15 protein-coding genes are annotated in these 14,692 nt (G+C 44.0%); 2 read left to right on the forward strand and 13 right to left on the reverse strand.

The features are described 5' to 3' along the window. Positions 1–4: 4 nt before the first annotated feature. The gene (gene zwf / locus HJG39_RS01290; RefSeq protein WP_268405850.1) at positions 5–1,501 is read right to left on the reverse strand and encodes a glucose-6-phosphate dehydrogenase; all 1,497 of its coding nucleotides are present in this window, start codon (positions 1,499–1,501) and stop codon (positions 5–7) included. Between the two features lie 249 nt (positions 1,502–1,750). Between zwf and HJG39_RS01295 the strand changes: the two genes are divergently transcribed. Both HJG39_RS01295 and pyk read left to right on the forward strand, forming a co-directional pair. Beyond that, complete coding sequence (locus HJG39_RS01295; protein WP_268405853.1) at positions 1,751–2,608, forward strand: MurR/RpiR family transcriptional regulator; 858 nt, start codon at positions 1,751–1,753, stop codon at positions 2,606–2,608. Positions 2,609–2,838: 230 nt separating this feature from the next. Then, the gene (pyk, locus tag HJG39_RS01300; RefSeq protein ID WP_268405856.1) at positions 2,839–4,275 is read left to right on the forward strand and encodes a pyruvate kinase; all 1,437 of its coding nucleotides are present in this window, start codon (positions 2,839–2,841) and stop codon (positions 4,273–4,275) included. Between the two features lie 182 nt (positions 4,276–4,457). Here the strand turns inward: pyk and ctlX are convergent, their stop codons facing one another. The 12 genes from ctlX to rpmF form a co-directional block, all read right to left on the reverse strand. Beyond that, positions 4,458–5,384 carry a citrulline utilization hydrolase CtlX gene (gene ctlX, locus HJG39_RS01305; protein ID WP_268405859.1) on the reverse strand — a complete coding sequence of 309 codons (927 nt, stop codon included), beginning with the start codon at positions 5,382–5,384 and terminating at the stop codon, positions 4,458–4,460. 19 nt (positions 5,385–5,403) lie between these two features. Next, positions 5,404–6,183, reverse strand: coding sequence for a TatD family hydrolase (locus HJG39_RS01310; protein WP_268405862.1), 780 nt, complete (start codon positions 6,181–6,183; stop codon positions 5,404–5,406). Between the two features lie 78 nt (positions 6,184–6,261). Continuing rightward, entirely contained in the window at positions 6,262–7,158 is an 897-nt protein-coding gene (holB, locus tag HJG39_RS01315) for a DNA polymerase III subunit delta' (RefSeq protein WP_268405865.1), read from the reverse strand. A 1-nt stretch (position 7,159) separates the two neighbouring features. Next, positions 7,160–7,786 carry a dTMP kinase gene (gene tmk / locus HJG39_RS01320; protein WP_268405868.1) on the reverse strand — a complete coding sequence of 209 codons (627 nt, stop codon included), beginning with the start codon at positions 7,784–7,786 and terminating at the stop codon, positions 7,160–7,162. 4 nt (positions 7,787–7,790) lie between these two features. Continuing rightward, positions 7,791–8,807, reverse strand: a complete 1,017-nt coding sequence (mltG, locus tag HJG39_RS01325) for an endolytic transglycosylase MltG (protein WP_268405871.1) — start codon at positions 8,805–8,807, stop codon at positions 7,791–7,793. A gap of 20 nt (positions 8,808–8,827) precedes the next feature. After that, entirely contained in the window at positions 8,828–9,637 is an 810-nt protein-coding gene (gene pabC, locus HJG39_RS01330) for an aminodeoxychorismate lyase (RefSeq protein ID WP_268405875.1), read from the reverse strand. A 51-nt stretch (positions 9,638–9,688) separates the two neighbouring features. Continuing rightward, positions 9,689–10,927: a beta-ketoacyl-ACP synthase II gene (gene fabF / locus HJG39_RS01335; RefSeq protein ID WP_268405878.1), complete on the reverse strand. Its 1,239-nt coding sequence runs from the start codon at positions 10,925–10,927 to the stop codon at positions 9,689–9,691. Between the two features lie 186 nt (positions 10,928–11,113). Continuing rightward, on the reverse strand, positions 11,114–11,353 hold the full coding sequence (acpP, locus tag HJG39_RS01340) for an acyl carrier protein (protein ID WP_268405881.1): 240 nt from the start codon (positions 11,351–11,353) through the stop codon (positions 11,114–11,116). A gap of 153 nt (positions 11,354–11,506) precedes the next feature. Further along, positions 11,507–12,244 carry a 3-oxoacyl-ACP reductase FabG gene (gene fabG, locus HJG39_RS01345; protein WP_268405884.1) on the reverse strand — a complete coding sequence of 246 codons (738 nt, stop codon included), beginning with the start codon at positions 12,242–12,244 and terminating at the stop codon, positions 11,507–11,509. A gap of 9 nt (positions 12,245–12,253) precedes the next feature. Continuing rightward, entirely contained in the window at positions 12,254–13,183 is a 930-nt protein-coding gene (gene fabD / locus HJG39_RS01350; protein WP_268405887.1) for an ACP S-malonyltransferase, read from the reverse strand. A gap of 110 nt (positions 13,184–13,293) precedes the next feature. Further along, positions 13,294–14,253, reverse strand: a complete 960-nt coding sequence (locus HJG39_RS01355) for a beta-ketoacyl-ACP synthase III (RefSeq protein WP_268405890.1) — start codon at positions 14,251–14,253, stop codon at positions 13,294–13,296. Between the two features lie 267 nt (positions 14,254–14,520). Further along, positions 14,521–14,691 carry a 50S ribosomal protein L32 gene (gene rpmF, locus HJG39_RS01360; protein WP_268405893.1) on the reverse strand — a complete coding sequence of 57 codons (171 nt, stop codon included), beginning with the start codon at positions 14,689–14,691 and terminating at the stop codon, positions 14,521–14,523. Position 14,692: the final 1 nt, after the last annotated feature.

Raw genomic sequence — 14,692 nt, forward strand, 5'->3', positions numbered from 1 at the left:
TCCTCTACTTGGATTTGGGTTTTGATGTGCTGTCGTACCAGCTACGATCTTCGCGCGCTAACATGGCAATGGAAGAGGTTGGTCCCCATGAACCGGCTGCGTAACCATCAGGCTCTTCCTTTACGGCGTCCCACGCGGCGAAAATACCATCAACCCAATTCCATGCCTGTTCCACTTCATCACGACGAACAAATAAAGACTGGTCGCCCAACATCACTTCGAGTAGCAACTTTTCGTAAGCATCTGGAATTCGCTCTTCTTTAAAGGCTTCAGAAAAGCTCAAGTTAAGTTCTGATTTTTGCAAGTTCATAGCACTTGCGCCGCCTAAACCCGGTACTTTATTCATAACGGTAATTTGTACGCCTTCATCTGGCTGCAAACGGATTTTCAACTTATTCGGCGGCAACGAACTAAAGCTGTCGGTAAAAAGGTTATGGGGCTGACGTTTGAAGTAGATAACGACCTCACTTACCTTGGTTGGCATGCGTTTACCAGTGCGCAGATAAAAAGGCACGCCTGCCCAACGCCAATTATCCAGTTCTACTTTCAGGGCAACAAACGATTCGGTGATACTTTCTTTATTTGCTCCCTCTTCTTCTAGGTATCCGGGAACTTCCTCACCTTTTACAAAGCCTGATGTGTACTGGCCTCGAACGGTATTTTGACGCACATTTTCAGCGGTAATCGGACGAAGCGCTTTAAGCACTTTTAGTTTTTCATCACGAATGCTATCGGCATCCAAACTCGCTGGCGGCTCCATTGCAATCAAGGTTAGGATTTGCAGCAAATGGTTTTGCACCATGTCGCGCATTTGGCCTGCATCGTCGAAATATCCCCAACGTCCTTCAATACCGACCGACTCAGCAACAGTAATTTGAACGTGGTCGATGCAATTATGATCCCAATTTGTGGAAAAAATAGAGTTCGCAAAACGAAGCGCGACCAAGTTCAAAACGGTTTCTTTGCCGAGGTAATGGTCAATTCGATAAATTTGCTTTTCTTCAAAGAATTCAGCAACTTGGTCATTAATTACTTGTGACGATGCTAAGTCATGACCAATCGGTTTTTCCAGCACAACCCGCACAGACGAATCAATTGCCCCAACCGTGTGCAGACCACGGCAAATATCGCCGTAAATACTCGGCGGCGTTGCTAAGTAACACACCATGATGCGAGTTTGGTCGACGTGAGAAAGCAGGGCTTTGTAACTCTCCATCTCCTGCATGTCGATTTGCACATAGTCAAGTTTGGCCTTTAGTCTTGACCAAGTATCAGGGCAGATTTCTTCACCACCAAACTGATTAAGATTGTTTTCGACTTGTTCAGTAAATTCTTCTACTGTGTGCTCATGCCTAGCGACACCAATAATCTTTGAGCCTTCATGAAGTAAGCCCACTTTCTCAAGCTGGTATAAAGAGGGTAAGAGTTTACGACGAGCCAAGTCCCCTTTTGTGCCAAAAAGAACGAAGTCACAGGGTTCAAGCGCGTTAATGGGTACCATAGATTGTTACCTTCTAATTAAATTACATACAAAAGAAGAAAAACGCAGTAATTTTACTAAACAAATCACTATAAAGGCCGAATTTAGGCCAATATTAAATATCATTTGTAGTAATTTTACAACTTTATCTCTTTTTTCCGGCCACAGCTTCGAACACTGTCAGGCATTTTCATGTAACATTTTCACAAATTTATGTTATAAAATTACATCTATTCGCCCCGTATTATAAAAGCAGAATTTGTAGATCGCATGAACATTCTAGAAAAGATCGCCCAAAGTAAAGGCGCATTCAGTAAATCCGAACGTAAGGTTGCTGAAGTTATCCTCGCCAACCCACAAACCGCAATCCACTCAAGCATTGCAACCCTCGCCAAAATGTCGGACGTTAGTGAACCTACGGTCAATCGTTTTTGTCGTCGACTTGATACCAAGGGTTATCCAGATTTCAAACTACATCTGGCACAAAGCCTCGCGAATGGAACACCATACGTCAACCGTCACGTAGAAGAAAATGACGGTCCAGACGAATACACCAACAAAATTTTCGAGTCGACTATGGCCGCGTTAGAAGTAGCACGTCAATCGGTCGACCCTCTCGCGATCAATCGCGTGGTTGACCTGCTAACGCAAGCCAAGAAAATTTCGTTCTTTGGTTTAGGCGCTTCAGCCTCCGTTGCCCATGATGCTGTCAACAAATTTTTCCGCTTTAACGTACCTGTCGTCTATTTTGAAGATGTGTTAATGCAGCGTATGAGTTGTATGAACAGTGCAGAAGGCGATGTCGTTGTTCTTATTTCATACACTGGTCGTACCAAGAGCTTGGTGGAAATTGCCCAGATTGCTAAAGGCAACGATGCCACGGTGGTCGGCATTACATCTAAAAATAGCCCTCTCGCTCAAGAGTGTACTTTAGTGCTCGGTTTGGAAGTGCCTGAAGACACCGACATGTATATGCCTATGGCTTCACGTATTGCGCAACTCACGCTGATTGATATCCTAGCAACAGGCTTTACTCTGCGCCGTGGAAGCAAGTTCCGAGAGAATTTAAAGCGAGTAAAAGACTCACTGCGCGACTCTCGTTACACAAAAGGTATCGGCCGCTCTTAAGTGTCTGTCAAAAATTACAGTGGAATTTTGAAAGTTTGTTTAAAAATTGTTATTTGATTTCACTTTAGCGCCTTTTTCAGCTAGGATTTTGTAATTAAATTACATTTAAATGTTTTTTATCAGGGTAAATTGAGCGCTTTTAATGAAACAAGGTCGCATTAACTTACCCTTCAATGTAATAAATTGACATTTTACAAGCCTGTCACCGACTCATAAAGCAGAAGAAAATTATGCTAAGAAGAACCAAGATCCTTGCCACACTAGGTCCTGCCACAGATACCATTGAACGCATCAAAGCAATATTAGAAGCAGGTGCTGACACCGTTAGAATGAACTTCTCTCACGGTAGCGCAGAAGACCATATTCAACGTGCTAATCGCGTAAGAGAAGCCGCCGCCTCATTAGGTAAATGCGTCGCTATTTTAGGTGATTTACAAGGTCCTAAAATCCGCGTTGCAAAATTCGCTGATGGTCCAATTCACTTAAATATTGGTGACAAATTCACGCTCGATGCCGAGTTAGATAAAAACGCTGGCAACCAAGAAGTGGTGGGCATTGACTACAAGGCTTTGCCAAACGATGTCTCTGCTGGTGATTTATTATTGTTAGATGACGGACGCATTCAACTTAAAGTAACGGATGTGAATGGCGCCAAGGTTGAGACTGAAGTGGTTGTGGGCGGTAAACTTTCTAACAATAAAGGCATTAACCGCCTAGGTGGCGGTTTGTCCGCAGATGCTCTCACTGAAAAAGACAAAGAAGATATTAAGGTCGCTGCTCAAATTGGCGTCGACTATTTAGCGGTTTCTTTCCCTCGTAGCGGGGAAGATTTGCGCTATGCTCGAAAGCTTGCAGAAGAAGCGGGTTGCTTTGCAAAAATCTGCGCCAAAGTTGAGCGCGCAGAAGCGGTCGCATCGGACGAAGCCATGGATGACATTATTGAAGCAAGCGACGCAGTAATGGTAGCGCGTGGTGATTTAGGCGTGGAAATTGGTGACGCAGAGTTAGTTGGAGTACAGAAAAAACTGATTTCTCGCTCTCGCCAACTGAATAAAGTGGTAATTACTGCAACGCAAATGATGGAATCGATGATTTCCAGCCCAATGCCAACACGCGCAGAGGTCATGGATGTTGCAAACGCCGTGCTTGATGGTACCGACGCAGTGATGTTATCTGCCGAAACCGCGGCGGGTGAATATCCAGTAGAAACGGTGGCGGCAATGGCTCGTGTTTGTGTTGGCGCAGAAACCCACCCCTCTGTTCGTATTTCAAAACATCGTGTGAGTGAGCAATTCAGCAGCATTAGTGAAACCACAGCCCTTTCTGCGGTTTACGCGGCAAACCATTTATCTACGGTAAAAGCCATTGTTGCGTTAACCGAGAGCGGTGGCACAGCAAGGTTAATGTCGCGTATTACAACGTCTTTACCTATTTATGCATTATCTCGGCATCATGAGTCATTGAATATTATGGCGTTGTTCCGTGGCGTTAAACCAGTTTACTTTAACTCAACAGAATGCCAGCCGGGCACCCTGAAAAATCAGGTCATTGAATGCTTAAAAAGCAAAGGTGTGATTGAGTCTGGTGATCAGTTCATCATGACCTACGGCGATGAAATGGAAACCATTGGCGCAACCAACGGCTGTAAAATCGTCACGGTTCCTTAATCAAATGGCGCTATTAAAGTGATTTGAATACATCGTTTTTAAGGCATACACACTTTAAAAATAGGAAAAGCCCAGTAACTTATAGGTTCTGGGCTTTTTATTTCAGGTCATTTTTTGTATTGCAGCCTCTTTCGATGTGCTATTGATTTAGGAAAGGTCATGCGTAAATTTCCCAAAGATAGCTAAGGCAGGAATATCTCAGCAAGCATACAGCGTACACTGCCACCGCCAACGGCCTCTATCGTAGGCACATCAATGGCTAGCAAATCTCCGCTTTTAGCGAGCGTTTCTTTTTGTTCGTGGGTGAATGCATCAAAGGCGGTTTGCGACATCACCAAGGCTTTTTTGCCATCGGCGTTGCAGATTTGCAGTACATTGCCACAAAATGCGGTAAGTTGCTCAAGGCTAATCTCTATAATGCGTTTGTCTTTTAGCGACTCTAACACTTGTTGTCTGTGCTCAGACACAATGCTTTCGGCGCAAACAATGGCGTAATCGTCACCCACGCTTAGCATCACATTGGTATGATAAACGGGCTGACCCGAGGCCAAAAGTGTATCAAACGCCAGCACTTCATTTACTTGTAATCGTTGTGCACATTGCTCTAGTAATACTTGATTGCAACGTTGTGAAATAGCAGCATAAATACTGTTGTTCCTGTGGTCGAACACCATCGCTCCCGTGCCTTCGAGTTTGGCTTTATCTACCGCTAAACTTCTCACATCAATGATATTTTTCACCTGATATTGATGCTCTTCCAAGAATTTAACGAGGGCTTCGGGCTTGACTTCGCGTTGGCGGTTTTCACACACCATTGGGTAAATGTATACATTACCGTTACCATCGGTGCTAAACCAATTATTGGGAAACACTGCATCAGGAGTGTTGTCTTGGGGGTCGTCAAAAACCAACACATTAGCGCCGAATTTACGCAATCTTGCCACCATGTTGTCAAATTCCTGCGTGGCGCGTTTCTGTAGTTCAGCATCGGTCATATTGAGGTGATGTTGAAATTCATTATCAGCCCCCGTTTCAGTGTTAAATTTGAAACAGCTTGGCGGCACCATCAACAAAGTGTTGGCGCACAAAGCGTTATTGCTTTGCGACATGTATTTTCTCCGGTCGAGATTAAGGTGTAATTGCTTTTGCTAAGGGGAATAAACGGTAGAAGTTACGGGTAGTAATTTCAGCCAATTCTGGGAAGCTCACGCCTTTTAATTTGGCAATATATTCTGCCACTTCGAGCACATATCCCGGTTGATTCTGCTTGCCACGATGTGGCACAGGTGCAAGCCAGGGAGAGTCGGTTTCAACTAGCAAACGGTCTAGCGGGACTTGTTTTACAACACTGCGTAATTCATTGGCGCTGTTGAAAGTAATAATACCGGATATCGAAATGTAGAATCCCATATCAATGGCGGCTTTCGCCATCTCCCAAGACTCAGTAAAACAATGCAATACGCCATTGGTCGACTCAGCTTTGTGCTGTTTTAATAGATCTAACGTGTCCTGCCGAGCATCGCGCGTATGAATAATTAACGGCTTATTGAGTGTATTTGCGGCACGAATATGATCGATAAAGGAAGTTTGTTGCACGGCTTTAGTTTCGTTGCTGTAGAAATAATCTAAGCCTGTTTCACCAATAGCCACGACTCTTTTATGCTTTGCCGCTTCCAATAATTCCTCGTAGGAGCAAGCATCTTCTTGATGCAAGGGATGCACACCACAAGATACAGAAACACAGTCGTAAGCCTCGACTGTATTGAGCATTTGCTGGAACTCTCGCACTGACACGCTTACACACAAAAAGTGTTCAATTCCCCGACCTTGGGCAAAACGGATGGTTTCTTGCAATTGCTCTGGAGTTTGCTCCAGTCTATCTAAATGGCAATGGGAATCGACTAACACACTTACTCCTGTTTGGTGGAATTAAATCACAACGTCGCGCATTAAATCATAATCATGCAACAACTCAAGTTTTAACAATTAAGACTGTTTTACCGCTTCTAATAACGCAGATAGCGCTTGGTTAAGTAATAATGATTTATTTACCCCAGGTAACGCTAGCTGGCGCGAAAGTTGGGTAAGTTGGATATGGGCTTCCCAATGAGCATCTTGGTTTTGTACATCGCAACCTTTCATTTGCTCACTAAAATACAGCTGTAACCATTCTAAACACAGATCAACACATTCGAGGTATTTGTCGGTGAAAGCTAACGTAGTTAATTGACCAGCCAAAACCGAGTCGAAATCTTGTTCAATGTCTTTCAATTGGTTTGCATCTGGATCCGATAACAAACGTTTTAAATACAGGGGGCGATACCAATACAAATCCAACAAAATGGGATCGGCCGTTATGCCTTCAGATTGTAACCATTGTTCTACAAGCGCTCGCTTTGCCACGCCTAAATTTTGTTTATGGCAGCGACTTTTAATAGTAGGTAACAAGCTATCCATTTTATCCGTTAACAGGAATAGATAGGTTTTGGCGGTAGGTTCTTCCAACGTTTTTAACAAGGAGTTCGCGGCGGCCACCGTCATTTTATGAGCCGATGTAATCATTAAGACTTTGGCTTGCATCTGATGCGACGCCGAATTGAGCCTATTGGTTGCAGCTCGGATGTCGTCTACACCAATTTGATTTTCTGGTACAACTTTGTGAAAGTCTGGGTGAGATTGAGCTAAAAACAACTGACAAGACTTGCATTGACCACAAGCCGTACTTGAATCCTGTTGACACAATAAATCTTGAGCGAATTGTTCAACTAACAGTTGCTTGCCAACACCTTCTTTGCCATGAAGGATTATAGCGTGATGCAATGTATTATTGTTTCGACTCGTCGTTAATTGAGAGTAGGTTTCTACTAACCAAGGTAACACCATATTATTCTGTCGCCGCCACAATCGAGTTGAGATAATGCAGAATATTCGCTTGCACATCGGCTATTTCCCGCATCGCATCAACAACAATTATGCTGCTATCAGCTTGCGCCAACGCTAAATAACGTGCTCGTGTACGCTCGAAAAAGCTCAGACTTTCTAGTTCAATCCGATCTAATTCGCCACGGCCTTTAGCTCGTTGTAATCCGACCTCTGGTTCAACATCCAAGTACAAAGTGAAATCTGGCTTGAAACTCCCCAAAGCAACCTGCTGAATGGGGCCAATAACAGACTCTGGAATTTGACGCCCACCACCTTGATAGGCTTGTGTGGAAAGGTCGTGCCGATCACCTAACACCCACTGCCCTTTCGCTAATGCAGGCTTAATCGTGTGTTCAACTAGCTGAATTCGTGCTGCATACATTAACAGTAGCTCAGTTTCGGGCGTCAAGTTTTCAGACCAGTTATGCTTCACTACATCTCTGATGGCTTCTGCAACGGGAGTTCCGCCCGGCTCACGGGTACACACAAGATCGATATGTTTTTCAGCAAAAAATGCTTGGCAGGTCGTTATCGCAGAGGATTTACCTGCGCCTTCCAAACCTTCGATTACGATAAATTTACCCTTCATTTGGTTATTGAATTCCTAATTGGTAACGACGTACGGCTTCGTTATGCTCGTTAAGCGTCTTCGAGAATGCGTGACTGCCATCACCTTTAGCGACAAAATATAAGTCGTCGGATTGGATGGGGTTAAGTGCCGCGGTTATGGCCGCTCTGCTTGGCATTGCAATGGGTGTTGGTGGCAGCCCTTTAATGCGATATGTGTTGTATGGCGTAACGGTTTTCAAGTGTTTACGAGTTAGGTTTCCGTCAAATTCCGTACCAATACCATAGATAACAGTCGGGTCAGTTTGTAAGCGCATCCCTAAATTTAATCGATTAATAAAAACGGAAGCAATATGCCCTCTTTCCTCTGCAAGCCCGGTTTCTTTTTCAATGATGGATGCCAGAATAAGGGCTTCGTAAGGAGAATCTATCGGCAAGTTCTGCGCCCGTTCTTCCCAAGATCGCTGCACAAAGCGTTGCAACGACTGATGCGCTTGCATCATTAAAGTAGAAAATTTGCTTCCCGCTTCTATGTGATACGTGTCGGGCATAAAAGCGCCTTCCAAATGTGAGAGTTGCCAGCCAGATACCGCATTAACACTAGACAGTAACTCTCCTTCGTTTAAGTCCATTTGTAACCAAGGGTTTTCCAGTAACACTTGATACCATTCGCGCCAAGTCTTACCTTCAATCAAGGTAATGGCAACCTTTTTGGTTTGACCTTGATTGAATCGTGATAGCACTGATGCTAAGGAATCCGATGGCAGCAGTTCATATACTCCGGCCTGAACGTGTGTTTTCGCGGGATTTAGACGAAAGTAGATTTTAGCCACATAAGTAAAAAGTGCATCATCTTCTATTGGTAAACGCTGAAAAACACCGGATACCGACTCCCCAGAATGAATATTAAAAATTGCGTTATTTTGGATAGTTAATGGTTGCTGTAAAAAGCGGTTTATTTGATATGACGTCACACCAAATACGATTAACGCGAAAGCAACAATAAAAAGAAAACTGTATTTAAGCCATGTTCTTGTTTGCATAGAAATATACATCCCTTTCTCTATAAACAATCATTTAACTGCTGAAAATATGACGAGACCATATCAAAATCAATACTCTGCTGTTCGTTTAAACATATCTTATTAACGGGTACTAATCCCATCACACTATTACAGATAAAGACTTCGTCTGCCCTCAGAAGTACGGAAGGCTTAGCTCTAACAACACTAACGGGTAAAGTGCGCTGCTGGGTTTCTAATATTTTTCCCCGTACTACTCCTGCGACACCGCAATAATAAAGCTCAGGAGTATACCACTGCTGCCCAAAGCGCCAGAAGATATTCGCCGAAGATACTTCGACCATCATACCATCGCTATCTAAAACAATCAGATCGTCTACGTTGCCCAAACACTGATTTTTGACCAACACTTGTTCTAGGCGATTGAGGTGTTTTATTCCAGCCAACTTAGGTTGCTTAGCCAGTGGCATCGAACTAACACCAAGCTTCACCCCTTGCTGTTGCCACATCTGATAATGCTTTGGCATCGGGTGCTGAGTAATATAGACATCGATATTGGGCGATTCAGGACGCTGATAACCTCGCCCGCCTGCGGCTATCGACACGAGTATCTTAATGACACAATCATGCGTTAATTGTGGGATGACATGTTCATCTAAATAACTTTCCAAGGTAGTGGGAGCAAAGCCTACGATGTGTAGCTGGTCACACCCTTGTTGAAGCCGAGCAAGATGCTCTTTTTTTAACTGCAACGTATTGTCTTGCCAAACGGCCGTGGTGAAACAACCATCGCCGTAAGATACCGCGCGGTTAGCGTAATCAATAGTGGTTGGTTGATAACGGATATACATAAAAAAAGCCTGAATAAATCAGGCTTAATTGTGTCAGTTTTAACGCCGAGTTTAAATGCGTTTGATCAGTAATGAACCATTTGTCCCACCAAAACCGAAGGAATTACACAACGCATACTGGGTTGAAAGCGTTTTAGCTTCATGTGGCACAAAGTCTAAATCGCACCCTTCATCTGGGTTGTCTAAATTAATGGTGGGTGGAGCAATACCGTCATGCAGAGCAAGCGCAGTAAAAATGGTTTCGACGGATCCTGCCGCCCCCAATAAATGCCCTATCATCGACTTAGTTGAACTGACCATTACCGAATGTGCAGCGTCACCAAAAACTTGGTGGATAGCACACACCTCGGCTTTATCACCAACCTGAGTGGATGTGCCATGCGCATTAATGTAGCCAACATCCTCGGGTTGAATACCTGCATCGCGAATAGCATTTTGCATAGCAAGTGCGGCCCCTGCACCATCATCAGGCGGCGAGGTAATATGATAAGCATCAGCACTCATGCCAAATCCAACGATTTCGGCATAAATTTTGGCTCCCCGAGCCTTCGCGTGTTCATATTCTTCAATAACAACCACTCCAGCCCCTTCTCCCATAACAAAGCCATCTCGGTCTTTGTCCCATGGGCGACTTGCTTTTTCGGGAGCGTCATTTCGTGTAGAGAGCGCTCTAGCAGCGGAAAACCCTGCTACACCAAGCTCTGTTGTTGAAGCTTCTGAGCCCCCAGCGACCATGGCATCAGCATCACCATAACTGATTAATCGTGCTGCCATACCGATATTATGAACACCTGTGGTACATGCCGTAACGATATTCAGATTGGGACCTTTTAAACCTTCCATGATAGAAAGGGAACCCGACACCATATTCGTAATGCTTGCAGGAACAAAAAAAGGTGAGACCTTTCTGGGGCCTGACGTTTCCAGCTTACGATAGTTATCCTCTATCGTCCCGAGCCCACCCATGCCGGAGCCAACCATGACACCAATTCGGTGTGCATTTTCTGGTGTGACTTCAAATCCAGAATCCACCAAGGCTTGTTTACCTGCCGCTACGCCATACTGAATAAAGAGATCCATTTTTTTGATTTCTTTTTTGGGGATATATTCAGTTGCATCAAAGTTCTTAACTTCACCTGAAAAATGCGTAGGAAAAATGCTAGCGTCAATTCGAGTAGTGGGTCCAATACCACTCTTACCTGCTTTGATAGCTTCCCAAGTTGATTCAACGGTACTACCAACGGGTGTTAGCATACCTAAACCGGTGATCACAACGCGCCTTTTGGACATAAGATCTCCACAAAAATACAATTTATGGTAGGTTGTAAACAGGAATTTTACGAATTCTGTTCTTACTAATGGACTTGATCAGGCACTTTCAGCTAAACATAGGTTTACCGAAATATTAAATCATGATCAAAATTACATAAGGGAATGTAAAAAGCGGCTTGAAGGCCGCTTTTTTGAATGTCTGCTTTAGCCGTCAATATTTGCGTTAATGTAGTCAATCGCAGCTTGAACGGTAGTAATTTTCTCAGCATCTTCATCAGGAATTTCAGTATCAAATTCCTCTTCTAATGCCATTACAAGCTCTACTGTATCAAGTGAGTCTGCACCTAAATCATCAACAAAAGATGCTTCTGGTTTAACTTCTTCCTCTTTTACACCTAATTGTTCGAGGATGATTTTCGTAACGCGCTCTTCGATATTACTCATAATTCTAGTTATCCTTCGTATCGCTAGATTTTAAATCGGCGGGTAGTGTATTCGTCTACATAAGACCATGCAAGCACTGGATACACCTTTTTTTGTGGTCAAACCACAATATGGCGCACTTCACAGCGCTATTTCATATGTATTCGAACCCGATTAACCCATGAATAGACCGCCATTGACCTGAATAGTTTCACCCGTAACATAAGCCGCTTCTTGGGAGGCTAAAAATACCACCGCAGAAGCAATCTCACTTGGCGAACCTAACCTTGCCATTGGTACATCTTTAAAAATTGTTGCTCGTTGTTCCTCAGAGAGTTTTTGCGTCATATCTGTTTCAATAAACCCGGGGGCAACGACATTGACCGTAATGCCTCTTGACGCCACTTCGCGCGCCAATGACTTACTAAAACCAACTAGACCCGCTTTTGCAGCGCAATAGTTGGTCTGACCGGGATTACCGCTGCTTCCCACAACTGAGCCAATGTTAATAATACGACCAGCACGCTTTTTCATCATACCGCGCAAAACACCTTTCGACATGCGATATACTGAGGTCAAATTAGTATCAATAATGGATTGCCACTCGTCTTCTTTCATACGCATCAGCAAGTTATCACCTGTTACGCCTGCGTTATTAACAAGAATATCAATCCCACCATGATCTTTTGTGACATCGGCAATTACAGCTTCAACGGAAGATTGTTCAACAACATTAAGAACCAGCCCCGTTCCGTTTCCACCTAAATATTGAGAAATCGCATTCGCCCCATTTTCGGATGTCGCTGTGCCCACTACAGTAGCACCTTGAGCAACCAGTGCTTCGGCAATTGCCTTTCCAATTCCACGGCTTGCGCCTGTAACAAGTGCAACCTTACCTTGTAAATCAAACATACGAACCTCTTATGCTTTCAGTGCGCTTTCTAGGGTTTCAGCAGTGTTAATCGCTGACCCTACTAAACTATTATCGATACGTTTTGTTAATCCTGTTAATACTTTACCCGGACCACATTCGACAACATTGGTGACGCCTTCACTGGCTAACTTTTGGATGGATTCTGTCCAGCGAACTGGGCCAGAAAGCTGACGAATAAGGGCTACTTTAATAGCCTCAATTTCATTTTCTACTGCTACATCAATATTGTTAATAACCGGGATTAACGGCTCATTCATGGATGTTGAATTGAGTTTTTCAGCCAATTTTTCGGCCGCTTCCTGCATTAAGCTACAATGGCAAGGTACGCTCACAGGAAGTAAACGCCCCATTCTCGCACCTTTTTCTTTACAACCAGCAATTGCACGATCAACAGCAGAAGCATGCCCAGCAATAACAACTTGACCCGGCGAATTGAAGTTTACAGCAGCGACGACTTCACCCTCGGCAACATCGCGACACAATTCTTTCACTTTTTCATCGTCGAGACCAATAATAGCAGCCATACTCCCAGAGCCTTCTGGCACAGCATCTTGCATATAATTACCACGCGCATGAACCAAGCTCACCGCATCTGCTAATGAGAAGACACCGGCGCAGGTCAAAGCCGTGTATTCACCTAAACTATGTCCGGCAAGGAAGTCTGGCTTTCTGCCACCCTGCTCTCGATAAACGCGCCAAATTGCCACACTTGCCGTCAAAACAGCGGGTTGCGTAATAGCGGTTTTATTTAATTCTTCGATAGGGCCGTTTTGAACAAGCTCCCATAAATCGAAACCGAGGGCCTCAGAGGCCTCCTCGAAGGTATCTGTAACAGTGGGAAGGATTGATGCTAAATCAGATAGCATTCCAACCGCTTGAGATCCCTGACCGGGAAAGACAAATGCAGTTTTAGACATAAATATTCCTAGCAAATGTATCAATGAAAGTGAGAAAAGGTGATTTTGGGTATTTAACCACACTCACCAATTATAGGGAAAATAATGTCACTCTATATACGACGAGCAACTTAATATTTGACTAACAAAGAACCCCATGTAAAGCCAGCGCCAAAAGCCTCGAGCATGAGTGTTTGTCCTCGTTGAATTCGACCATCCCGAATCGCCGTATCAAGGGCTGTGGGAACAGAGGCAGCGGAAGTATTACCAAATTTCGGTAAAGTTAGAACGACTTGATCCATCGACATATTCAGTTTTTTAGCTGTAGCTTTAATAATTCGAAAATTGGCTTGGTGAGGCACTAGCCAATCCAGCTCTTCTTTGCTCATACCATTGGCAACGAGTGTTTGTTCAACCAGTTCACTAAGTTTCGTTACAGCTACTCTGAACACCTCATTGCCTTTCATCCCCCCCCAAGAGTTGTCGATCGTGTCAACCTCCCCCCAAAGTGGTCTACCGGCATAAAGTAGATCAGCGAATTTACCCGAGGCATGAATATGGCTTGTCATAATACCCGGCGTGTCGCTCGCTTCTATAATGCAAGCGCCAGCCGCATCGCCAAAAAGAATAATCATAGAGCGATCGGTAGGCGCAACCAATTGTGATAACGCATCAGTACCCACGACCAACACTTTTTTACTCATGCCAGAGCGAACAAATTGGTCTGCGACGCTCATGGCATAGCAAAACCCCGCGCATGCGGCGTTCACATCAAACGCTGGAATATTATCCAGTCCAAGGTCTCTTTGAATATCACAAGCAACACTTGGAAATGCTTTTGGGCCAGTGGATGTAGCACATACCACCAAATCAATTGTTGATGGATCGACATCACCATATTCAATTGCGGCTTTGGCAGCTAATGTTCCCATATCACTGACCGTTTGATCTTTAGACATGATCCGACGTTCTTTAATGCCGGTACGGTCTGTAATCCATTGGTCACTGGTATCAACCATTTTTTCTAAATCTTCGTTGGTACGGATTTCAGATGGGTAATAACTCCCAGTTGATACAATTCTTGAATACATTACCTTTTTACCTTTCAAGCAAACCTATGTTGACCTTTATCCAACTTTATTTCGTTATGGACGCCAAATTTGACGCGCAATTCTCTCACGTCAGGAACCTACCGTCTTTAGTCTTATCACAGATCCGATCTCTTACCAAGATGTTAGAAACGATCAGAAGTACAAATAAACACTTTGAAAAACTAAGTAATTTGGGGATAAAAGAAGAAAAATAACACGTAGGCATAAAAAAAGGGAGCAAATTGCTCCCTTTTTCAATTTTAGATCTTAACGCTCAACAACTTTCTTACCTTTGTAAAAGCCATCGGCTGTTACATGGTGACGACGATGAGTTTCGCCAGTTGTTGAATCAATAGACAGAGTCGCTCCAGGTAGCGCGTCGTGAGAGCGACGCATGCCACGCTTGGAGCGAGTTTTACGATTCTGTTGTACCGCCATT

The organism is Alteromonas sp. a30, from assembly GCF_026788005.1.
In the GTDB taxonomy this organism is placed as follows: domain Bacteria; phylum Pseudomonadota; class Gammaproteobacteria; order Enterobacterales; family Alteromonadaceae; genus Paraneptunicella.

Excerpts from the sequence above, each read along its gene's own strand:
- zwf (WP_268405850.1), bottom strand. The coding sequence starts at position 1,501 with ATGGTACCCATTAACGCGCTTGAACCCTGTGACTTCGTTCTTTTTGGC.
- HJG39_RS01295 (WP_268405853.1), top strand. The coding sequence starts at position 1,751 with ATGAACATTCTAGAAAAGATCGCCCAAAGTAAAGGCGCATTCAGTAAA.
- pyk (WP_268405856.1), top strand. The coding sequence starts at position 2,839 with ATGCTAAGAAGAACCAAGATCCTTGCCACACTAGGTCCTGCCACAGAT.
- ctlX (WP_268405859.1), bottom strand. The coding sequence starts at position 5,384 with ATGTCGCAAAGCAATAACGCTTTGTGCGCCAACACTTTGTTGATGGTG.
- holB (WP_268405865.1), bottom strand. The coding sequence starts at position 7,158 with ATGGTGTTACCTTGGTTAGTAGAAACCTACTCTCAATTAACGACGAGT.
- tmk (WP_268405868.1), bottom strand. The coding sequence starts at position 7,786 with ATGAAGGGTAAATTTATCGTAATCGAAGGTTTGGAAGGCGCAGGTAAA.
- mltG (WP_268405871.1), bottom strand. The coding sequence starts at position 8,807 with ATGCAAACAAGAACATGGCTTAAATACAGTTTTCTTTTTATTGTTGCT.
- pabC (WP_268405875.1), bottom strand. The coding sequence starts at position 9,637 with ATGTATATCCGTTATCAACCAACCACTATTGATTACGCTAACCGCGCG.
- fabF (WP_268405878.1), bottom strand. The coding sequence starts at position 10,927 with ATGTCCAAAAGGCGCGTTGTGATCACCGGTTTAGGTATGCTAACACCC.
- acpP (WP_268405881.1), bottom strand. The coding sequence starts at position 11,353 with ATGAGTAATATCGAAGAGCGCGTTACGAAAATCATCCTCGAACAATTA.
- fabG (WP_268405884.1), bottom strand. The coding sequence starts at position 12,244 with ATGTTTGATTTACAAGGTAAGGTTGCACTTGTTACAGGCGCAAGCCGT.
- fabD (WP_268405887.1), bottom strand. The coding sequence starts at position 13,183 with ATGTCTAAAACTGCATTTGTCTTTCCCGGTCAGGGATCTCAAGCGGTT.
- HJG39_RS01355 (WP_268405890.1), bottom strand. The coding sequence starts at position 14,253 with ATGTATTCAAGAATTGTATCAACTGGGAGTTATTACCCATCTGAAATC.
- rpmF (WP_268405893.1), bottom strand. The coding sequence starts at position 14,691 with ATGGCGGTACAACAGAATCGTAAAACTCGCTCCAAGCGTGGCATGCGT.